Origin of the sequence: Brachybacterium sp. GCM10030267 (genome assembly GCF_042666875.1) — a bacterium.
GTDB lineage: Bacteria > Actinomycetota > Actinomycetes > Actinomycetales > Dermabacteraceae > Brachybacterium.
Map to the genome: position 1 here is coordinate 384,299 of NZ_JBHTCX010000011.1, position 19,693 is coordinate 403,991.

Below are 19,693 nucleotides of genomic sequence, written 5' to 3' on the forward strand. Positions count from 1 at the left end.
GGTAGGGTCGGCCCCATCACATCACTCACCGACGAAGGATGAGACATGACCGCTCTGAACGCTTCTGCCCTGCCCGAATTGGCCGCGAGCGGTCAGGTCGCGGTACCCGACTATCCGCTCGAGGACCGCACGGTGGGCATCGTCCACTTCGGTGTGGGCGGCTTCCACCGCGCTCATCAGGCGATGTACCTCGACCAGCTCTTCCGCGCCGGCCGCGACCGTGACTGGGCGATCTGCGGCGTCGGCCTGCTGCCCGGGGATGCCCGCATGCGCGACGCGCTCACCGCGCAGGACGGGTTGTACACCCTGGTCACCAAGGCTCCCGACGGCCATCGCGAGCCGCGTGTCATCGGCTCCATCGCCGAGTACCTCTTCGCGCCCGACGATCCCGACGCCGTGCTGGCGAGGATGACCGACCCGGCGGTGCGCATCGTCTCGCTCACCGTGACCGAGGGCGGCTACAACTACAACCCCTCGACCGGCCAGTTCCAGTACGAGACCGAGGACGTCGCCGCCGACCTTCGGACCCGCTTCGATCCCGCCGGAGCCCAGGCCGCCGGGCTCGCGGCGACTGACGGGGGCGGGGCGAACACCGCCCATCAGGCTGGTCATCCCCGCACTATGTTCGGGTACGTCGTCGAGGCGCTGCGCCGACGCCGCGAGGCAGGTACCGCGCCGTTCACCGTGATGTCCTGCGACAACGTGCGCGGCAACGGCGACCTCGCCAAGCGGATGATCCTCGCCTACGCCCGTCGCCGCGACGAGAACGGGCTGCACGAAGGCGCCCCCATCGCCGACTGGATCGAGGAGCATGTCGCCTTCCCCAACTGCATGGTCGACCGCATCACGCCGGTCACTTCCGAGGCCGACATCGAGATGATCTCGAGCGACTTCGGCATCGAGGATGCCTGGCCCGTGGTCAGCGAGGACTTCGTCCAGTGGGTCCTGGAGGACGAGTTCCCCGCCGGCCGCCCCGCCTACGAGGAGGCGGGCGTGCAGATGGTCGAGGACGTCGAGCCCTATGAGCTGATGAAGCTGCGTCTGCTGAACTGCAGCCACCAGGCCATCGCCTACTTCGGCCTGCTGCTGGGCCACACCTACGCCGACGAGGCCGCGGTCGACGAGCATCTCGCCCCGTTCACGCGGCGGCTGTACATGGACCGCGAAGGCACGCCCACCGTGCCCGAGGTGCCGGGCATCGACCTCGACGCCTACAAGGACGAGCTCATGGAGCGCTTCGCCAACGAGCACGTCAAGGACACCCTCGCCCGCCTCGCCGCCGAATCCTCCGACCGCATCCCCACCTGGATGATGCCCGTGATCCGCGAGAACCTCGGGGCCGGGCGCGACGTCACCGCCACCGCCGCGATCGTCGCCTCCTGGGCCCGCTACGCCGAGGGCACGGGCGAGAACGGGGAGGAGTGGCCGGTGGTCGACCGCCTCCACGGCCGCGTGATGGCCGCCGCTGCGAAGCATGACGAGGACATGCTCGCCTTCCTCCGCGACGAGGAGCTCTTCGGCGATCTGGTCCAGCACGAGGCGTTCACCGAGCCCTACCTCCACGCCCTCGAGGTGCTCCGCACCCGCGGCGCCCGGGCGCTGCTGACGGAGCTGGTCGAAGGCGCCGCCTGACCAGGGGCCACCTGCGGCACCGGCGCCGCCTCGGGGCCCCGGTGCCCCTGGTCGGTGCCTTGCACCCGGCCCCGGGTCTCTGGGGTACCTCGATCGAGTCGCGAGTTCGGCGCGTTTATCGGGCGCTTTCTGCACTGAACTCGCGGATCGTTTGCGGCCGCGGGCTGGTATCCATCCGGTGGGCTCAGGCCGGGACAGCGGTGGGGAAGTACGGCGCCGTCTCCGACCGCCGGATCGACACGCGCCGGGTCCCGAGTAGTGGGGAGCCCGCGATAGCGCCGGATCCTTCGATGCCGGAGCACTCGAGCTCGCCTCAACCGGTCCAGCCCTGTCGGCGCATGTTCTCGGAGATGCGATCGACCGCGCGGTGGCACTCTGAACGCAGGTCTCGGGCTGTCGTCTGGATCTCTACCCAGCCATGGTCGCGGCGCCGCTCGCTGCGTTCGATGTCCCGTTCCTGCTGCTGAGGAGTCCGATGACTGGGCCCTTCGTGCTCGAGGCACACCTGCCACTGCGCCCAGGAGAGGTCCGGGGTGCCCAGGCTGACCGGCCCGGCGAAGATCTCAACGTTGATCTGTGGCTCCGGAATGCCCTCGCGTATGACGGCAAGGCGGAGCTTCGTCTCGGCGGGCGAGTCGCTGCCCACCCGCACATGGTCGAGAGCCGTCCGCAGTCGGGCAGCGCCACGTCCGCGGTACCTCTCGGCGAGCATGACCAACTCGTCGAGAGCTATATAGGGCTCGGACCGTTGTTCGAACTTCGGCCGCGGGATCCTCACCAGATGATCGCCGACACTCACCAGCGCGGCATGCGAGAAGACCGTGGAAAGATCGAGCAGCGTACGAGTCCGACTGGTGAGCGGGACGTCCCGAAGCGATGACACATCCTCCGGACCGAGCGACAGTTCCCTCCAGCGGATACGTCCTGAGGTGCTGCGATGGGATCCCTCCCGACTCAGGTGGACAGAGCACCGACGGTCTGTCAGGTCCCATGTCGGGGACCTCTCCGGCATGGGAAAACCCCAGAGACGGGCGGCTGTGAGCGTGCAGCCGACGACTCCCGGGGCGCCCCGAGCGCATGCCGCGACGACGTCGAGCTCCGTCACGTTTCCAGTGCGCGTCGCATAGAGCCCCTGTGCGATGCGGATGAGATCATCTGCCGCCAGCCGACGGCTCGATACGCCCGCGGCCCTGGCTTCCGCCGTGGTGAAGACGCCGGGCGCTAATGACGGGGGCAGCGGCGAGCGTCGGCGAGACATAGGCTGAGAGTGGGCCACTCAGAAAGGGAGCCGCCCCGGCCATCCACAACTCCCTGGTCGGACGGTCGGGCGGTCGTTCCTCCACAGCGGCTCGGCGGGTGAGCCAGTGCGTCCGCATGGGGATGGACCGTGATGAGACGCGGTACCGGTCAGGTGGCCTCGTGAGCTTCCCCGCCTGATGTGATCGATCGAGTCGCGAGTTCAGTGCGTTCAGCAAGGTCTAAGTGCAGCGAAGTCGCGACTCGACCGAGGTGGGCCCGGCTGGATCGGGAGGGGCCCTGGCAGATGGGTCAGGGGCCCGGCTGGTGGAGCGGCAGGGGTCTGGATGATTTGTCGGGAGGGGGGGTGGGCTCCCCAGACCATGTCAATGTTGGGTGGAACACGTCGCGACCCTGCCGTCTACCTGGGCTTTCTTCTCAGATGCCTTGGTCATGGGCGACCTGACGCCGCGCCTCGTAGACTGACGGGCGGGCTTGTGCGCCTGGCACCGGAACCTCGGTGCCACGGTGTGCCAGGCGGATGACCTGCGAGGTTCCCTCGGCGCGGGCAGGGCGGAAGCGCCCCCTGCGGCCGAGGCACCACCACGGCATCGCCCCGGCATCCGCCGAGGCATTGCCCCGGCATCCGCCGAGGCATCGCCCCGGCACTCGCCGAGGCGTCGTCCTCGGCACCTGTCGAGGCATCGCCACGGCACCCGGCCACGGCCCGAACAGCATGACTGTCCCGCCTGTCCGCAACAGTGAAGGAAACCCCTCCCCATGAGCCTGGTCGTCCAGAAGTTCGGGGGATCCTCCGTCGCCGACGCCGACTCGATCAAGCGCGTCGCCCAGAGGATCTCCTTGTACTCCAAGGCGGGTCACAAGGTGGTGGTCGTCGTCTCCGCGATGGGTGACAGCACCGATGAGCTGATCGACCTCGCCCAGCAGGTCACGCCCAACCCGCCGCCGCGTGAGCTGGACATGCTGCTCACCTCGGGGGAGCGGATCTCGATGGCGATCCTGTCGATGGCGCTGAACGCCGTCGACGTCGATGCCCGCGCCTACACCGGTTCGCAGGCGGGCCTGATCACCGACGAGATCCACGGCAAGGCGCACATCCTCAAGGTGACCCCCGGGCGGATCCAGGAGGCCCTGGACGAGGGGTCGGTCGCGATCGTCGCCGGCTTCCAGGGCGTCTCCCAGACCACCAAGGACATCACCACCCTGGGCCGCGGCGGCTCGGACACCACGGCCGTCTCCCTGGCCGCGGCGCTGGACGCCGACGTCTGCGAGATCTACTCCGACGTCGACGGCGTGTTCACCGCGGACCCCCGCATCGTGCCCGCCGCCCGCCGCGTCCCCTACATCTCCTGCGAGGAGATGCTGGACCTGGCCGCCAACGGCGCCAAGATCCTCATGGTGCGCAGCGTGGAGTACGCCCGCCGCTACGGAGTACCGCTGCATGTGCGCTCCTCCTACTCCGGCCGCCTGGGCACGATCGTCTCCGACGACCCCGACCGCGTGATCCCCATCGACCCCGACGTCACCATCCGCAGCGCGGACGTCGTCCGTCGCGACGCCGCTGACCCGACCAAGGAGCTCCCCATGGACGACATCGCCGATCCCGGCCTCGAGGCCCCCATCATCTCGGGCGTGGCGCACGACCGCAGCGAAGGCAAGATCACCGTCGTCGAGGTGCCCGACACCCCGGGCAAGGCCGCGCTGCTGTTCGACGTCGTCGCCGGCTCCGGCGCGAACATCGACATGATCGTCCAGAACTCCTCGACCACCGACGACACCGTCGCGATCTCCCTGACCCTGCCGGAGACCGACGTGCCGGCCGCGCTCGAGGCGATCGAGACGGCGCGTGAGACCATCGGGTACACCGAGGTGCGCTACGACGACCAGATCGGCAAGGTCAGCATCGTCGGCGCCGGCATGAAGTCCCACCCCGGCGTCTCGGCGACGCTGTTCCGCTCCCTCGGGGATGCGGGCATCAATATCGACATGATCTCCACGTCGGAGATCCGCATCTCCGTGGTCACCGAGCAGTCCCGGCTCGACGACGCGGTGCGGGTCATCCACTCCGCGTTCGGCCTCGACGCCGATCAGACGGAGGCCGTGGTCTACGGAGGGACCGGACGATGAGCACTCAGAACACCACCGCCACCACCGCTGCGCCCGACTTCACCACCACCCCCGGCTACCGGGCCGACGGCCCCGTCATCGGCCTGGTCGGCGCGACCGGCCAGGTGGGCCGCGTGATGCTGTCCCTGCTCGCCGAGCGGGCCGTGCCCCACAGCGCGGTGCGCGCCTTCGCCTCGGCCCGCAGCGCCGGCACCACCGTGCAGTACGCCGGCCAGGAGCTGACGGTCGAGGACGCCGAGGCCGCGGACATCACCTCCGAGGGCTCCCGCGTGGACATCGCGATCTTCTCGGCCGGTGGATCCACCTCCAAGGCCCTGGCCCCGCGGTTCGCCGAGGCCGGCGCCACCGTCGTGGACAACTCCTCGGCGTGGCGCCGTGACGACGAGGTGCCCCTCGTCGTCTCCGAGGTGAACCCGCAGGCCATCGCGTCGGCCCCGCGCGGGATCATCGCCAACCCCAACTGCACCACGATGGCGGCGATGCCCACCCTGAAGGCTCTGCACGATGAGGCGGGCCTGGCGCGGCTGAAGGTCGCCACCTACCAGGCCGTCTCCGGCTCCGGCGTGGCCGGCGTCGCGGAGCTGGCCGGGCAGGTCCGCGCCGGCGCCGAGGACGTGGAGAAGCTGGCCCTGGACGGGTCTGCCCTCGATCTGGGTGAGCCGTCGGCCTATGCGAAGCCGATCGCCTTCAACGTGCTCGCACTCGCCGGGAATCTGGTCGAGGACGGCTCCGGCGAGACCGACGAGGAGCAGAAGCTCCGCAACGAGTCGCGCAAGATCCTGGACCTGCCGGACCTGCCGGTGGCCGGGACCTGCGTGCGCGTGCCGGTGATGACCGGCCACGCCGTCGCGATCCACGCCGAGTTCGATCAGGCCATCAGCCCCGAGCGCGCCCGTGAGCTGCTCGAGGCCGCCCCGGGCGTGTCCGTCGTCGAGCTGCCCAATCCGCTCGAGGCGGCTGGTCAGGACGGCACGTTCGTCGGACGTATCCGGCAGGATCAGTCGGTGCCCGGCGGCAAGGGGCTCATCCTGTTCGCCGTAGCGGATAATCTGCGCAAAGGCGCCGCACTGAACGCCATCCAGATCGCCGAGCTGATCGCCGAGGAGAAGAACTGATGAACATGGACGCTGCGAGCGGGCCTCCCGGACCCGGAACCGGGCCCGCTCCGCTGTCGTCCGAGTTTTCGGATCGTGCTGGGGGCGAACATTTCGGCCAGGCGGCACCGGCCGCCCCAGTCGGCCCGATGATCGTGGCACTTCGTACACTCGACACCCTGACCACCGGAGAGCAGGCACCCGACGACGGCCCGCGAATCGTCATCGACGCCGCCCCGGAACTGGCCAGCCTGCAGACCAGTCCCGGCCAGGCGCGCCGGGAGGCCATCCTCGATGGCGCGTCCGCACTGTTCGCCGAGCGCGGCTATCACGGGGCCAGCCTGCGTGACATCTCGCGTCGCGTGGGGATCTCTCATCCAGGGATGCTGCACCACTTCTCCTCGAAGGAGACCCTGCTGGGTGCGGTCATCGATCGTCTCGAGGCCCACGCACAGGGCCTCATGGACTCGACCGAGGCCCTGCAGGGCTCACCGAAGGCCCTGCTCGCGGCGCTGACCGGGCCCTGGAGTCCGTCCCAGCACTCGATGTGCCTGCTGGCCACGCTGTCTGCGGAGATCGTCAATCCCAGCCATCCGGGCCGCTTCCGCATCGCGCGGCTTCGCCTGGTGCACGAGCACGTGCTGGAATCCGTGCTGACCAGCTACGCGGAGAAGGGGCTGCTGCGTGACGGCGCCGAGCCCGCGTTCGTGGCGCGATCAATCTTGTCGGTGCTGCTGAGCCTGGCGATGCGCGAGCATTCGGTGCGCGAGCTGCAGCAGCGCAGCGCGATCGATCCCGTCGAAGAGCTCCACGCCTTCGTGAGCCACTATGTCGATGGCTGATTGCGAGAGGTGAACGCGGTGCGTGCACGGGGGTCACGACCGATAGGGGGAGGACGACGATGACCGATCCACTGCCCGGCCATTCCGAGGACATGAATCCTCCTCTGGCCCGGGAGCGCTTCGCGGCGCGCTCCCGGCTGCAGGCGCTCTCCGGTGCGACCGTGCGCGGGAGGGACGGCGAGTCCGTGGGCCGCGTGCGCGACATCTATCTGCAGGATGCGACCGGGGAGCTCGCCGCGATCACGGTGGCGCGGCGCCAGCTCAGCTCCCGCAGCGTGCTGATCCCCGCCTCCGCCATCGCCGTGCTGCCGGCGGAGCACCCGGATGAGGCGGAAGCGGCTGACGGGTCCGGGTCCGCCGGGAACCCGGCCGATGGGTCCGACGGGGACTCGGCCGACGGGAACGCGCCCGACGCCGATGGCGAGCGCTCCGACGACGGGAACGCGCCTGACGCCGATCGCGAGCGCTCCACGCGGCGCCGTCGCGGCCGGACGACGCCGCACCCCGGCCACCCGCAGGCCCTATGGCTGCTGGTCGACGCCGACGTCGCCCGGGAGGGCATCACCGCCCCGGACACCGCCCACGCCACCCCGGAGATGCTGCGCGAGGCCGCGCGGGTCCTGGGGATCGAGGAGGCACCGGCCGAATGAGGATCCTGGTGCTGACGCACTACTACGCCCCGGAGTTCGGGGCCCCGCAACGCCGCTGGTCGGCGCTGGTGGAGCGCTTCATGACGGCGGGGCACGACGTCACCGTCGCCGCCCCCGTGCCGCACTATCCGGGCGGGCGCCCCACCCGTGAGCAGCGCCGCGCCCACCGCGTCGGCGCCATCGAGAAGGGCATGCACCGCGAGACCGTGCTGCGCACCGCCTACCTCCCGCACCGGGCGGACATCGCCTCGCGGACCGTCGACCACGTCGTCGCAGCCGGGGACGCGCTGCGCCGGGTGCGCCGTCGCTTCGCCCGGGCTGCTTCTCGCCCCGACGTGGTGATCGCGACCGCCCCCGCCATCCCGACGCTGCTGGTGGGGCACCTGCTCGCGGCCCGCTGGCGGGTCCCGCTGGTGGTGGAGATGCGTGATGCCTGGCCGGACCTGGTCACCCACGTCGGCCCCGCCGGTGCGCTGCCCGCCGAAGCCGCCCACGCCCCGCACCCCGGCCTCGCCCGCCGTATCGTGCGCTGGATCGTCGCCCGGGCCAAGGGACTGGTCCACCAGCAGGTCACCCGCTGGCAGAGCACCGCACGCGCCGTCGTCACCACCACCTCCCGCTTCGCCGACGTGCTGCACGAGCGGGGCGTGACCAAGGTCGAGGTGGTCCGCAACGGCACCGACCTCTCCCAGGTCCCCACCCAGCGTGACCACGCAGCCGGCGACCACTCCGAGCTGCGGTGCCTCTACCTGGGCAACATGGGCCGGTCCCAAGGGCTGGAGACGGTGGTCAGGGCCGCCGCCCGGCTGCATCACGACGGGGTCGAGATTCAGGTGCGGCTGATCGGGCACGGGATCGAGGCACCGGCTCTGGCCGCCCTCGCCCATGAGCTCGATGCCCCGGTCACGGTGCTGCCGCGCATCCCGCACCGCGAGGTGGGGGAGCAGTACGCCTGGGCGGACACGGTCGTGGTCTCCCTGCGCGATTGGGCCCCGTTCGCCTGGACGGTGCCCTCCAAGCTCTACGAGATGCTCGCCACCGGCCGGCACATCACCGCTCTGCTGGCCGGGGAAGCGGCCGACGTGATCCGCCGGGCCCGCGCCGGCGACGTGCTGCCTCCGCAGGACGAGGACGCCCTGGTGGACCTGTGGCGGGGTCTGGCCGAGGACCGCTCCCGCGCCCGGGTGCGCCCCAGCGGCCGCGAATGGGTCGCCGAGCACGCCGACGACGACGTGCTGGCGCGGCAGTATCTGGTGATCCTGGAGTCGGTGACCGGGGCGGTGCCGGTGACGCGCTGACAAGTGCAGTTGTGGCGCTGGGGGGATCGCACTGTCGTGGCGCTGAGGGGTCGTCTACTCGTCGCGCAGTGACACCGCGGAGCCTCAGGCCCGCTGGTCGCGGCGCCAGCGCTGCGGGGTGACGCCGTACAGGACGCGAAAGCGCCTGACCAGGTACGACGCGTCCCTCAGTCCCGTCTGCGCGGCGATCGCCCCGAGCGGCAGATCGGTCTCCCGGAGCAGGCGTCGTATCTCGGTCATACGCCGTTCGGTGATCCAGTCGAGCAGGGGCCGGCCGGTGCGTTCACGCACCACGGTGGTGAGATGGCCCGGCGTGTAGCCGATGGACTCGGCAACATCGGTGACGGTCACCGGTCTGCGGAAGTGCGCCTCGATCTCCTCGAAGACTCGCTCCACCAGCGGATCAGGTGTCAAGGCCTCTCCCGGGAAAAGGCGCGCAGCCGCGACCAGAATGCGGGTAAGGAGTGCGCTCACCGCCTCTCGGGTCCCCAGACGCTCCGGTGCCGTGATCTCCTCGGCGAGGTCACCGATCCACGTCGACCAGCGGGCGCGGTCACGGTCGGGAACGAAGGCGGTTCCGGAGCCGGGGGAGAACATCGCGAACAGCGGGTGGTGCGCCCAGGCCAGTGGTGAGAGCGGTGACAGCGCCGGGACGGCATCGGCGGTGAACGCGATGGCGCTTCCGCGGCATCGTGATGCTTCTGCGAGGTCGGAGGCGTCCACCACCGTGCCCGGCGGCACCGCGTGGAGCTGCCCGGAGCGGACGGCGGGCGGACCGCCTTGAGTCTGGAGCGGTCCCGCGGGTTCCTCGAGATAGAGCAGCACGAAGAAGTCGTGGGCGTGGCGATGGTCCGGGTCCGGGTCCGGGGCCGGGGACGGGTCCGAAGCCGGCACCGGGGTCGCGGCCGGCGTCGCGCCGCCGGTGTCCGGGTCGAAGCCGCTCACGCTCACCGTCGGTGCGCCGGCGCGGTGGTCGAAGCGATAGACCGGTGTGCCATCGGGACGCACCGTCTGCAATCTCCGTCGCCGCGCAGGGGATGTGCTGGCCGAAGAAGATGTGCTGGCCGAAGAATGTGCCATCTTGCCTCGCCTCTGTGCTGTCCGGCGACCGATTTACATCAAAGACTGGGCCCACCATACGGCGACCCGGGTATCGACGGCGCCCGCATGGCACGCCGCCATGGGACTCGCGCAGCGGTACCAGTACAAGACGAAGGAGACCAGATGACGAGCCGGCGCGACGTCCGCATCATCGATCACCGCACGACGCGGGAGCGGAACCGCTCCTTCCTGCCCGGCATCGGCCGCGCCTGGCTGATGCCGATGTACGACATCATCACCAAGGTGGCCGGCGCCGGCTCAGTGCACCGTCGCGGCGCCGAGCTCGCCGGCATCAAAGCCGGGGAGTCGATGCTCGACGTGGGCTGCGGCACCGGCAACTTCTCCCTCACGATTCTCGGTCGGCAGCACGGCGCCCGGGTCACGGGTCTGGACCCGGACGGTGCCGCTCTGCGACGAGCGGCGCGCAAGGCCCGACGGCGCGGCTTACCGCTCACGCTGATCCAGGGATACGCCGACCGTCTCCCCGTGGGGGACTCCTCACTGGACCACGTCGTCTCCGCGCTGGCCCTGCACCACGTCGATGCCGCGGACCGGGCGCGCTTCGCCGCCGAGGCGCTCCGGGCACTCAGACCCGGCGGCACCATCACCATCGCCGACTTCGATGGGCCAGGGTCCGACGCCGAGCACGGGGGTGGGAACACGCACGGGGGTCACTCAGCGCTCGGGAGCGAGTCCGCGCGTGGCAACGGCCGTGGACGCGCAGGCGGGTCCGGGCATGCGCACAGCCGCGCGGGCGGCCACGGACCGGCTCACGCGATGCGCCACCTCCTCGCCGTGCTGCCGACCCGCAGAGCACCGGTGCCCACCGTCGGCGACAACGAGGGCGGCGACGACAACGGGATCGTCACCCTCCTCACCGAGGCCGGATTCGACCGGGCCCGCGAACTCGACCACATCCAGGACCGCACCGGGCGCGTGAGCTTCGTGCAGGCGACCCGCCCGTGAGAACACCGCACCGTCAGCGCCGGTGTCTGTGCCGAGGCCCGGTTCCTCGGAGTCCGGTCCCTCGGAGTCGCATGGCGGGCCGGCCGGTGGAGGGCGGGCCGACTGGCGGGGGACGGATGTCGACTCGGCGGTACTCCAGGGGACAGGCGCGGCATATATGGCCGCGCCTGTCGATGTGAGTACCGTCCAGCAGGATCCACCCCGGTGCCCGCGCCCGCCAACCGCCGCGCAGCCCGGCTCCTGCACGGGGCTCCGGTCCCGGCACCGTCGCCCCAGGTCCGGCGGCTCAGCCCGCCCGCCGCTCAGCGCGCCCGACGGCTCAGCCCTTCACCGCCCCGGCGGCCAGGCCCTTCACGTAGAACCGCTGCAGGCTGACGTAGAGGATCACGCAGGGGATCATCGCGATCACGGCGCCGGCGACGAGCTGGCCGTAGTTGACCTCGCCGTAGGTACCCACCTGGATGTTCAGCAGGGCGACGGGCAGGGTGAAGTACCGCTCGGTGGTCAGCAGCGTCAGGGCGCCCAGGAACTCGGTCCACGAGGTCAGGAACGCGTACAGCGCGGCGCTGGCCATGCCGGGCAGGATCATCGGCCGCAGCACACTGACCAGCATCCGGCCGGTTCCGGCGCCGTCGACGATCGCCGAGTCCTCGAGCGCCTGGGGCACGGTGTCGAAGGTGTTCTTCATGACGAAGATGCCGAAGGGCAGGGCGAAGTTCGTCGAGAACAGGATCAGCCCGAACCGCGAATCGGTCAGTCCCACGGAGTTCATCAGCAGGTACAGCGGGGTGAGGATCGCCTGGAACGGCACCATCATCGACAGCAGGATGAGGCTGAAGGCGAGCCGTGCCCCGCGGAAGCGGAACTTCGAGAACCCGTAGCCGCCGAGGGTGGCGACCACCGCCGTCAGCGCCGCGGTGGACAGCGAGACGACGATGGAGTTGACCACCGGGCGCCACATCGTCGCCTCCCCGGAGAGGAAGATCGCGAAGTTCTCCCCGGTCAGGTCGAACATCTCGCCGAGTCCGGGGGTCCCGAGGATCACGTCGTTGGGCTGGAAGGCCCGCAGGATCGACCAGGCCAGCGGCACGGTGAAGATCAGGGCGAACAGGGTGCCCAGCACGATGTAGGGCACCAGGCGGCGATCCTTGGTGACCGAGACCGGGTTGGCCGGTGGTCGTCCACTCGTCGTGCCACCACCGGACGGCCGGCTGCTCGTCGTGCCGCCGGCGGGTGGGCGGCCACGTGTCGGGTCGCCGGACGATGGCCGGCCGGAGGTGGCCGGTGCCTGCGCGTCGGATGCGTGTTCCCGCGAGAGGCTCATTGGTCGTCACTTCCTCTCAGGAGCACGAACTGGGCCGCGGTGATCAGCGCCGTGAACACCACGAGGATCAGCGAGATCGCCGTGGCCGAGCCGAGCTGCATCTCCACGAAGGCGCGGTTGTAGATGTAGGCGACGATGGTCATGGTGTCCGTGCCCGGGCCGCCCTTGGTGAGGATGTAGAACTGGTTGAAGGCGAGGAACGAGCCGATCACGGAGATGATCAGCGACATGCCGATGGCCGGGCGGATGATCGGCACCGTCACCGACAGCTCCCGGCGCAGCCAACTGGCCCCGTCGATGTCGGCCGCCTCGTACACCTCCGAGGGGATGCCCTGCATGGCCGAGAGCAGCAGGATCATCGTCAGCCCGGGCACCGCCCAGATCACCAGCAGCGACAGCAGGATCGTGGCCTGGGTGCCATCCAGCAGCCAGGCGGTGGAGCCGTCGGTGATGCCGAGGCCGGCGAGGATCCGGTTGATCACGCCCGAGTTCGGCTGCGCCTCCAGCACCAGCATGTAGCTCAGGGTGGTCAGGCCCACCACGAAGGGGATGAAGAAGATCGTGCGCAGCAGCGTCGAGCCGGGCCGGTTGGCGCGCACGATCACGGCCAGGCCGTAGCCCAGCAGCAGGATCGGCAGGGTCACGATCGCGGTGTACAGCAGCGTGTAGCGCAGCGCCTTCCACATCCCCGGGTCCGCCAGCGCCTGGGTGTAGTTGGCCAGCCCCACGAAGCGGTACTCGCCGATCAGCGGCCAGTTGGTGAAGGAGATGTAGGCGGCGAAGACGATCGGGATCAGGGCGAAGAACGAGACCAGGGCGATGGCCGGAGCCACCAGGAGCATCCCGGTTCTCGGGCGGTGGGTCAGCGAACTGGGGCGGCGCCGGGGCCGGGGCGGCATCGCCTCGGCCACGGGTCTCGCCCCGGTCGGTCCCAGCCGCGCCTCGGCGTCGAGTGCGGACATCACGGGCTCCTAGAGTTGGGTCTGGGTGAGGATGCGGTCGTACTCGGACTGGGCCTCGGCCATGGCGCCGGGGACGTCACCGTCGAACACCGCCCGACGGATCATCGCCAGCCATGGCCCGGCCTGCTGGTTGTAGAGCAGGTTGTAGGCCAGTGTGGAGGGCACGTACCCCTCGTCGAGGTTGGTCACCGGCACCACGGCCTGCTCGTAGGTCGAGGAGAACTCCTCGTCGGCGCTGTCGGAGCGGATGGGCATGTAGCCCGAGGCGGGCATCGAGCGCTGCATCTCGAGCTCGAGGCAGTAGCGCAGGAACTGCCAGGCGCCGGACGGGTTGCGGGCGCCGTTGAGGATGCACATGTTGTCCCCGCCGGAGAAGGTGGCCACGCCGCCCTCGGGCCCCGGCAGCAGCACGTTCTGCGAGATGGGCCGGAAGTCCTCCTCGGCCTCGGTGACGCAGACGCTGTAGTTGCCGGGGAAGAAGACGACCTCGCCGGAGCGGTAGTCGTTGCCCCATTGGGCGCCGTCCTCGACGAAGCTGCGCTGCGGCACGAGCTCGTCGACCCACAGCTGGCGGTGGAACTCCAGGACGGCTTCGACCGTCTCGTTGCCTTGCACGTTCCCGGACTGCTCACCGAGCTCACCGGTGAGCAGGTCCGTGTCGGCGGCCCAGATCATGGGCTGGATCGTGAAGCCCATGGCACCGGCGGCGTTGCCGGGGAAGGACCATGGGTGCACGTCGGGCAGGGCCTGCTTGATCGTCTGGCAGGCCTCCATCAGCGAGTCCAGGCTGCCGGCGACCTCGCCGAGCTCGAAACCCGCCTGCCCCAGCAGCTCGGTGTTCGCGAACAGGGTGGAATAGTCCCCGGCGAACGGGGCTCCGTAGATGCGGTCCTGGTAGGTGACCAGGCCGACGTGCCCCGCCGAGAGCTGGTCGAAGAACGGCAGGGACTCGACCAGCTCGGTGACGTCGGCGAAGGCGTCGCGCACGTAGAACAGCGGGCAGTTGATCAGGTCGAAGTCGACCAGGTCCGGCACCGAGCCGCCGCGGATGGAGGTGGCGAGCTTGGTGACGTACTGCGCGTCGGGGATCGGCAGGACCTGGACCTCGAGATCCTCGTGCTCCTCGTTGAAGGCGGCGGCGACGGCCTGGATCGCGGTCTGGGTCGCCGCACGGCACCACACCGTCACCGTGCCGGTGGCATCCTCCCCGAAGCCGGGCGCCGAGGTGTCCGTCGGCGGGAGGCTGCCGGCGCACCCGGCGAGCGCGGCAAGGCCCGTCGCGCCGGCGCCGAGGCCGAGCCCCGAGCGGAGGAGACTGCGCCGGGTGAGCATCATTCCTCCTCGAGGGGCAGCCACACCCGCATCGGCTCCACGCCCCGGTTGGCCCACGCGAAGTAGGGGATCGCGGTCCACGTGGCCGCGGTGCGGGTCTCGGCGGCGTCGGCGCTGCCGTGGACGGGGTAGGGCCAGGCCGCAGCGGCCTCGGAGACCTGGACGACGCTGCCGTCGACGGCCAGCGGCACCGCACCGTCCAGCTCCGCGATCGCAGCGCCGGGCTGCGGGATCTTGGCGGGGTCGACGGCCGCGTCGTCGACGGTGACCGCGTCCGGCTGGTCGGCGTTCTCCAGGGCGTAGACCAGCGGCCCGCGCTCGAGGGCGACTGCGCCGCGGGAGGCGTCCAGGCGGTGATGGGCGCCGACGAAGCGCGGGGTCAGATCCAGCTGCAGCTCCAGCTCGTCGCCGGGAGAGAAGACCTCAACGAGCTCGACCTGCTCGGCGTCGCCGGGGACCTGGACGTCCTGGCCGCGCAGCGTCAGCCGCGCGGCGCCGCGGGAGAACGGCGGGATCCGCAGGGTGAGCCGACGGGCCGAGCCCGGAGCCGCGTCGATGTGCAGACGGACCAGGCCGTCGTAGGGGTACTCGGTGGTGACCGAGACGCGCAGCTCGTCCGAGCCGCCGGCCGCCCCCGCCCCGGTGCTCCAGGTGCCGGTGGCGTACTGGTGGATCTGCAGGCCGTCGGACGCGGCCGTCGCCACCAGGTGATCCAGGCTCGCGAACGTGCGCATGATGTTGGGCGGGCAGCAGGCGCAGTCGAACCAGCCGCGGCGGCCGTGGGCGATCGAGCGGCCCTCGTCGGCCAGCGCGCCCTCGCGCAGCTGAAGGGAGTTGACGTAGAAGTACTCGGTCCCGGTCAGGGACACCCCGGCCAGGAACGCGTTGTACAGCAGCCGCTCGACGGCGTCGGCGTAGGCCGGCTTGCCGGTGGCCAGCAGCAGGCGCCACGCCCACTGGATGGCGCCGATGGCGGCGCAGGTCTCGGCGTAGCCGCGGTCGGTGGTCATCTCGAACGGGTCGCCGAAGGCCTCGAAGTCCCAGCGCGCACCCATGCCGCCGGTGACGTAGGTCTTGGTGGCCAGGAGGTCGGCGAAGACGGCCTCGGTGCGGGCCAGAAGCTCGGCGTCACCGTCCTCGATGGCCTGGTCGGTGGCGCCGGCGAACAGGTACAGGGCGCGCACGGCGTGACCCTCGACCGACGTCGTCTCCCGCACCGGGACCCGGGCGGAGAAGTACCCGGGTCCGGGGCGGGCGCCGGGGAAGGTCTCCTCGCGCCCGCGCACGTCGAGGAAGAAGCGGGCAAGCTCTTTGATCTCCTCGCGGCCGGTGTACCGGTACAGCTCCACCAGGGCCATCTCGATCACGGGGTGGCCGCCGGTCGCCGCTCGCCCCTCGGGGCCGAAGATGGTGCGCAGGTGGTCGACGATGCGCAGCGCGACCTCCAGCAGCTCCGTCTCGCCGGCGTTGCGGGCCAGGGCGACGGCGGCCTGGATGAGGTGGCCGTAGCAGTACAGCTCGTGGTTCCAGGCGAGGTTGGTGTAGCGCTCGGCGGGGGAGTGGCGCAGGGTGTGGACGGCGTTGAGGTAGCCGTCCTCCTGCTGGGCAGAGGCGATCAGCGCGGTCACCTCGCGGGCCATCGCGCGCAGGGCCTCGTCGTCCTCGCGGCCCAGCTCGAAGGCGACGGCCTCGAGCCACTTGTAGACGTCGGAGTCCTGGAAGATCATCCCCGAGGCCTCGCCCTGCTCGGTCCCGGCGACGATCCGGAAGTTGCGGAACGTTCCCGAGGCCTCGAGCTGTTCGTAGCCCGACCGCAGCGCTGCCGTGCGGTTGCGCTGCTGGCGGGTGTGCCAGAAGCCGCCGGTGATGCGGGCGGCGCCCGGGCTGAGGGGACGCAGCACGGCACGGGCCGAGTCGGTCGGGACGGCGGGGGCGGCGAGGTGTCTCCCGGCGGAACCGGAGGTCAGCGACTCGGAGGGGGGAGCGTCGTGCGCCTGGCGGTCACCGGTCGGGGATGCGCCGTCGGCGGGGCCGGAGCCGCTCGCGGGGGCGGGCGCGGAGGTCGATGCATGGGTCATCTGGGACGAGCCTCACTGTGTGCGTCGTTGCGGAAAGTGCGGAAATCGCGTTTCTGTGGAGATAATGGCACGCGTTCCCGCGGTGCCACAACCCCGCCGTCCACCCCGCCGACCCCGGCGGAGCCCGGGAGCACGCCAGGAGGTCACGTGAAGAACATGTCGAAGCCGATGCCGCGCATCGCCGATGTCGCCGCGCTCGCCGGGGTCTCGGTCAGCACCGCCTCGAAGGCGCTGAACGAGACGGGACAGCTGCGGGCGGACACCCGGGCGCGGGTCAAGGAGGCGGCCTCCGAGCTCGGCTTCGTGATCGGGGCCAACGGCCGCGGCCCGGCCGATACCCGCACGTACACCGTGGGCCTGCTGACCACGGACAGCTTCGGGCGCTTCACGATCCCGCTGCTGATGGGCGTGGAGGATGCGCTGGCCGCCGGGAAGATGGCGATCATCCTGTGCGACACCCGGGACGATGTGCTGCGCGAGCGCCACTACCTGCAGTCCCTCCAGGAGCGGCGGGTGGACGGCCTGATCATCACCGGCCGCACCACCGATCCGCGGCCCTCGATCGGCCTGGATCTGCCGACGGTCTACGCCTTCTCGCCGTCCGATGACCCCGAGGACTTCGCGGTGGTGGCCGACGAGGGGGCCGGCGCGGCGATGGCCGCCGAGCACCTGGCCTCGATGGGCTCGCGCCGCATCGTCCACGTCACCGGGCCGCAGCGCCACCACTCCGCCTCCTCCCGCGCGGTCGCGGTGGCCGAGTCGCTGGGGGAGTCCCTGATCGCGCCGCCGCTGTTCGGGCACTGGTCCGAGGAGTGGGGCCGCAACGCGGTGGACATGCTGCTGGCCTCCCATCCCGACGTGGACGGCTTCTCCTGCGGCTCCGACCAGATCGCCCGCGGGGTCACCGACCGGCTGCGCGAGAGGGGCATCGATGTCCCCGCGCAGGTGCGGGTGACCGGCTTCGACAACTGGGACGTGATGGCGCTGGCCTCCCGGCCCCCGCTGACCACCGTCGACATGGGGCTGACGGAGCTGGGTCGGCTGGCCGGCCGCACCCTGCTGGACCTGGTCGAGGGCGAGGACGAGCCGCCCCGGCGCCAGGTCCTCACGCCCCGCCTGGAGGTGCGCGGCTCGAGTCTGTGAGGGCGGCGTGTGCCGCCACGCCGCTATCCGCGGCTTCGGCTGACCAGGTCCTCGAGCGGCACAGCGGGGTCCTCGGTGATGGAGCGGATGGCGGTGAGAGTGGCATAGCCGTCCGCCAGCAGGGCCGCGTCACTGCCCGGACGCGGCCGAGCGGAGGGCGAGGACACGGCCAGACGGACATGGTCGTCGGACCCCTCGTCCCTCTCGGTCGCCGTGGTCTGGGCGACGCCGAACTCGGCCAGGGTCGCCGCCCGGAGCTCGGGAACGGTATCCCCGGCGACGATCGGCACGTTGAGGTTCAGGACGGTGCCGCGGGGCTGCTCGGCGAGGCGGGGGATGACCTGCCGGGCCAGGGCGGACGCCGCCGTCCAGTCCAGCTCCTCGGACTCCGTGGGCGCTTCCTGCGAGACGGCCAGCGCTCTCAGCCCGTTGACGCCTCCGGTCAGGGCGGCCCCCACCGTTCCCGAGTGGAGGACGACCTGGCCGACGTTGATGCCGCGGTTGATGCCGGAGAGGACCAGATCCGGCGTCGGCCCGAAGGTGCCATGGCCGGCGAGGAGCGTGATGAGCCCGGGGCCGGCCTCCACGGCGAAGGCGGTCACACCGTCGAGACCGGCGAGTTCGCGTCGCTCGTACAGGATGCGGCCGTCCTCCTGCGCCACCGTGATGGAGGCGCTGCTGCCGCTGGCCTCGGAGGCGGGGGCGGCGATGAGGAGTTCGAGCCCCGCGTCGAGGGCGGCCTGCGCGAGGCGGTGGAGCCCCGGGGAGTCGATGCCGTCGTCGTTGGTGACGAGCGCCGTGAGCGCCCGCTCCATTACTCGTCTCCCACGGAGTCGAGGGGGCGGATGCTCACCAGCTCCCGCAGCCGGTGGACGGTCTCGCGGGTGCCCGAGCCCAGTCCGTGACGGGTGACGTTCAGGGCCCCGGCGGCCGCGCCCAGCGTCACGGCCTCCTGGAAGTCGGCTCCGTCGGCCATCGCGGCCGCGACCCCGGCGGTGAGCGAGTCGCCGCCGCCGTGGGTGTCCACGACCTCGAGCGTGGGCATCTGCACCTCGCTCAGCTCCCCGTCCGACAGCAGCAAGGTGGGCTCGTCCGCGCGGGTGACGATCGCATGGGAGGCCCCTTCCGACGTCAGCTGCTGCATCGCGCGGACCAGCTCGGGCACGTCGGTGCTCGCGGCGCGCCCGTCGGCCTCCAGCTCATCGTGGGCGGTCTTGACGACGCTGAGCCCGCCGGCGAGTGCCATGCTCAGCCGCTGCCCCGAGAGGTCGGCGATCACCTGGCAGCCCACGGTGTTCAGGTCGGAGGCGAGTCTGCGGTAGATCGTCGCGGGCACGATGTCCTCCCTCACCGCGCCGCTGAGCATCACGGTCCCGGCGTCCATGCCGGCCTTGAGGGTGAGGCCGTAGAGCTCGTCGAGGTCGTGGCGGGTGATCCGGTCTCCGCCGGCCTCGGCGATGCTCACCCGTTCGCCGTCGCGGCGGTCGTGGATGTAGGCGCCGTTGTGCGCGCTGCCGTCGACGGCGAGCAGCTCGATCCCTTCATCGTCGATCAGGTGGCGAAGCAGGCGGCCGGTCTCGCCGGCGATCACGGAGCACATCGTCACCTCGACGCCGAGGGCGCGCAGCATCCGTGCATGCCAGGTTCCCTGACCACCGGCGTGGATGTGGATCTCCGGCTCCCCGTGCTGCCCCTCCACCGTCACGGTGAGCACGGGTGCGGGCGCGAAGACGACGACGTGTCCCATGTGCGCTTCCTTCCGTCGACCTGTCCGGGTCGCTGGCACCGCAGGGTACGTGGCGGGAACGCGCAGGGGAACGGTTGGTCCGAGTGGTCGGTCGGTGCCTGCGTCGGGTGGGGCACGGGTGGCATCGGGCACCTGGCAAG

The 19,693-nt window shown here is 70.9% G+C and carries 16 protein-coding genes; 8 read left to right on the forward strand and 8 right to left on the reverse strand.

Annotated elements, in window-relative coordinates:
• Window positions 1-45: 45 nt before the first annotated feature.
• Window positions 46-1,632: a mannitol dehydrogenase family protein gene (locus tag ACFQS2_RS10845; protein ID WP_377018582.1), complete on the forward strand. Its 1,587-nt coding sequence runs from the start codon at window positions 46-48 to the stop codon at window positions 1,630-1,632.
• Between the two features lie 313 nt (window positions 1,633-1,945).
• Here the strand turns inward: ACFQS2_RS10845 and ACFQS2_RS10850 are convergent, their stop codons facing one another.
• Window positions 1,946-2,890: a hypothetical protein gene (locus ACFQS2_RS10850; protein WP_377018583.1), complete on the reverse strand. Its 945-nt coding sequence runs from the start codon at window positions 2,888-2,890 to the stop codon at window positions 1,946-1,948.
• Window positions 2,891-3,648: 758 nt separating this feature from the next.
• On the opposite strand from ACFQS2_RS10850, the gene ACFQS2_RS10855 reads away from it, so the two are divergent.
• The 5 genes from ACFQS2_RS10855 (at window position 3,649) to ACFQS2_RS10875 (ending at window position 8,900) form a co-directional block, all read left to right on the forward strand.
• Window positions 3,649-5,016 (forward strand): aspartate kinase, encoded by a 1,368-nt coding sequence (locus tag ACFQS2_RS10855; RefSeq protein WP_377793777.1) that lies wholly within the window; start codon window positions 3,649-3,651, stop codon window positions 5,014-5,016.
• Window positions 5,013-6,131, forward strand: a complete 1,119-nt coding sequence (locus tag ACFQS2_RS10860; RefSeq protein ID WP_377793778.1) for an aspartate-semialdehyde dehydrogenase — start codon at window positions 5,013-5,015, stop codon at window positions 6,129-6,131. Before ACFQS2_RS10855 ends, ACFQS2_RS10860 begins: the two co-directional genes overlap by 4 nt.
• A 128-nt stretch (window positions 6,132-6,259) precedes the next feature.
• Complete coding sequence (locus tag ACFQS2_RS10865; RefSeq protein ID WP_377018587.1) at window positions 6,260-6,952, forward strand: TetR/AcrR family transcriptional regulator; 693 nt, start codon at window positions 6,260-6,262, stop codon at window positions 6,950-6,952.
• A 59-nt stretch (window positions 6,953-7,011) separates the two neighbouring features.
• Window positions 7,012-7,602 carry a PRC-barrel domain-containing protein gene (locus ACFQS2_RS10870; RefSeq protein WP_377793779.1) on the forward strand — a complete coding sequence of 197 codons (591 nt, stop codon included), beginning with the start codon at window positions 7,012-7,014 and terminating at the stop codon, window positions 7,600-7,602.
• Entirely contained in the window at window positions 7,599-8,900 is a 1,302-nt protein-coding gene (locus tag ACFQS2_RS10875; protein ID WP_377793780.1) for a glycosyltransferase family 4 protein, read from the forward strand. The genes ACFQS2_RS10870 and ACFQS2_RS10875 overlap by 4 nt, the downstream gene beginning before the upstream one ends.
• An 84-nt stretch (window positions 8,901-8,984) precedes the next feature.
• Here the strand turns inward: ACFQS2_RS10875 and ACFQS2_RS10880 are convergent, their stop codons facing one another.
• Window positions 8,985-9,908 (reverse strand): helix-turn-helix transcriptional regulator, encoded by a 924-nt coding sequence (locus tag ACFQS2_RS10880; RefSeq protein ID WP_377793781.1) that lies wholly within the window; start codon window positions 9,906-9,908, stop codon window positions 8,985-8,987.
• Between the two features lie 216 nt (window positions 9,909-10,124).
• On the opposite strand from ACFQS2_RS10880, the gene ACFQS2_RS10885 reads away from it, so the two are divergent.
• Complete coding sequence (locus ACFQS2_RS10885) at window positions 10,125-10,967, forward strand: class I SAM-dependent methyltransferase (protein WP_377793782.1); 843 nt, start codon at window positions 10,125-10,127, stop codon at window positions 10,965-10,967.
• Between the two features lie 319 nt (window positions 10,968-11,286).
• On the opposite strand, the gene ACFQS2_RS10890 is transcribed toward ACFQS2_RS10885, so the two are convergent.
• The 4 genes from ACFQS2_RS10890 to ACFQS2_RS10905 all read right to left on the reverse strand — a co-directional run bounded on the left by ACFQS2_RS10890 (window position 11,287) and on the right by ACFQS2_RS10905 (window position 16,663).
• Window positions 11,287-12,102, reverse strand: coding sequence for a carbohydrate ABC transporter permease (locus ACFQS2_RS10890; protein ID WP_377018597.1), 816 nt, complete (start codon window positions 12,100-12,102; stop codon window positions 11,287-11,289).
• A gap of 185 nt (window positions 12,103-12,287) precedes the next feature.
• Window positions 12,288-13,253, reverse strand: a complete 966-nt coding sequence (locus tag ACFQS2_RS10895) for a carbohydrate ABC transporter permease (RefSeq protein ID WP_377018599.1) — start codon at window positions 13,251-13,253, stop codon at window positions 12,288-12,290.
• A gap of 9 nt (window positions 13,254-13,262) precedes the next feature.
• Window positions 13,263-14,588 (reverse strand): extracellular solute-binding protein, encoded by a 1,326-nt coding sequence (locus ACFQS2_RS10900; protein WP_377793783.1) that lies wholly within the window; start codon window positions 14,586-14,588, stop codon window positions 13,263-13,265.
• Window positions 14,585-16,663 carry a glycoside hydrolase family 127 protein gene (locus ACFQS2_RS10905; protein ID WP_377793784.1) on the reverse strand — a complete coding sequence of 693 codons (2,079 nt, stop codon included), beginning with the start codon at window positions 16,661-16,663 and terminating at the stop codon, window positions 14,585-14,587. Before ACFQS2_RS10905 ends, ACFQS2_RS10900 begins: the two co-directional genes overlap by 4 nt.
• A 156-nt stretch (window positions 16,664-16,819) precedes the next feature.
• Between ACFQS2_RS10905 and ACFQS2_RS10910 the strand changes: the two genes are divergently transcribed.
• Window positions 16,820-17,806: a LacI family DNA-binding transcriptional regulator gene (locus ACFQS2_RS10910; RefSeq protein WP_377793817.1), complete on the forward strand. Its 987-nt coding sequence runs from the start codon at window positions 16,820-16,822 to the stop codon at window positions 17,804-17,806.
• A 23-nt stretch (window positions 17,807-17,829) separates the two neighbouring features.
• Here ACFQS2_RS10910 and surE read toward each other — a convergent pair whose 3' ends face one another.
• Complete coding sequence (gene surE, locus ACFQS2_RS10915) at window positions 17,830-18,621, reverse strand: 5'/3'-nucleotidase SurE (RefSeq protein WP_377793785.1); 792 nt, start codon at window positions 18,619-18,621, stop codon at window positions 17,830-17,832.
• Window positions 18,621-19,553, reverse strand: coding sequence for a PfkB family carbohydrate kinase (locus ACFQS2_RS10920; protein ID WP_377793786.1), 933 nt, complete (start codon window positions 19,551-19,553; stop codon window positions 18,621-18,623). Before ACFQS2_RS10920 ends, surE begins: the two co-directional genes overlap by 1 nt.
• Between the last annotated feature and the right edge of the window lie 140 nt (window positions 19,554-19,693).

Coding starts and splice junctions, on each gene's coding strand:
- ACFQS2_RS10845 (WP_377018582.1), top strand. CDS start 46: ATGACCGCTCTGAACGCTTCTGCCCTGCCCGAATTGGCCGCGAGCGGT.
- ACFQS2_RS10850 (WP_377018583.1), bottom strand. CDS start 2,890: ATGTCTCGCCGACGCTCGCCGCTGCCCCCGTCATTAGCGCCCGGCGTC.
- ACFQS2_RS10855 (WP_377793777.1), top strand. CDS start 3,649: ATGAGCCTGGTCGTCCAGAAGTTCGGGGGATCCTCCGTCGCCGACGCC.
- ACFQS2_RS10860 (WP_377793778.1), top strand. CDS start 5,013: ATGAGCACTCAGAACACCACCGCCACCACCGCTGCGCCCGACTTCACC.
- ACFQS2_RS10865 (WP_377018587.1), top strand. CDS start 6,260: ATGATCGTGGCACTTCGTACACTCGACACCCTGACCACCGGAGAGCAG.
- ACFQS2_RS10870 (WP_377793779.1), top strand. CDS start 7,012: ATGACCGATCCACTGCCCGGCCATTCCGAGGACATGAATCCTCCTCTG.
- ACFQS2_RS10875 (WP_377793780.1), top strand. CDS start 7,599: ATGAGGATCCTGGTGCTGACGCACTACTACGCCCCGGAGTTCGGGGCC.
- ACFQS2_RS10885 (WP_377793782.1), top strand. CDS start 10,125: ATGACGAGCCGGCGCGACGTCCGCATCATCGATCACCGCACGACGCGG.
- ACFQS2_RS10895 (WP_377018599.1), bottom strand. CDS start 13,253: ATGTCCGCACTCGACGCCGAGGCGCGGCTGGGACCGACCGGGGCGAGA.
- ACFQS2_RS10900 (WP_377793783.1), bottom strand. CDS start 14,588: ATGATGCTCACCCGGCGCAGTCTCCTCCGCTCGGGGCTCGGCCTCGGC.
- ACFQS2_RS10905 (WP_377793784.1), bottom strand. CDS start 16,663: ATGACCCATGCATCGACCTCCGCGCCCGCCCCCGCGAGCGGCTCCGGC.
- ACFQS2_RS10910 (WP_377793817.1), top strand. CDS start 16,820: ATGTCGAAGCCGATGCCGCGCATCGCCGATGTCGCCGCGCTCGCCGGG.
- surE (WP_377793785.1), bottom strand. CDS start 18,621: ATGGAGCGGGCGCTCACGGCGCTCGTCACCAACGACGACGGCATCGAC.
- ACFQS2_RS10920 (WP_377793786.1), bottom strand. CDS start 19,553: ATGGGACACGTCGTCGTCTTCGCGCCCGCACCCGTGCTCACCGTGACG.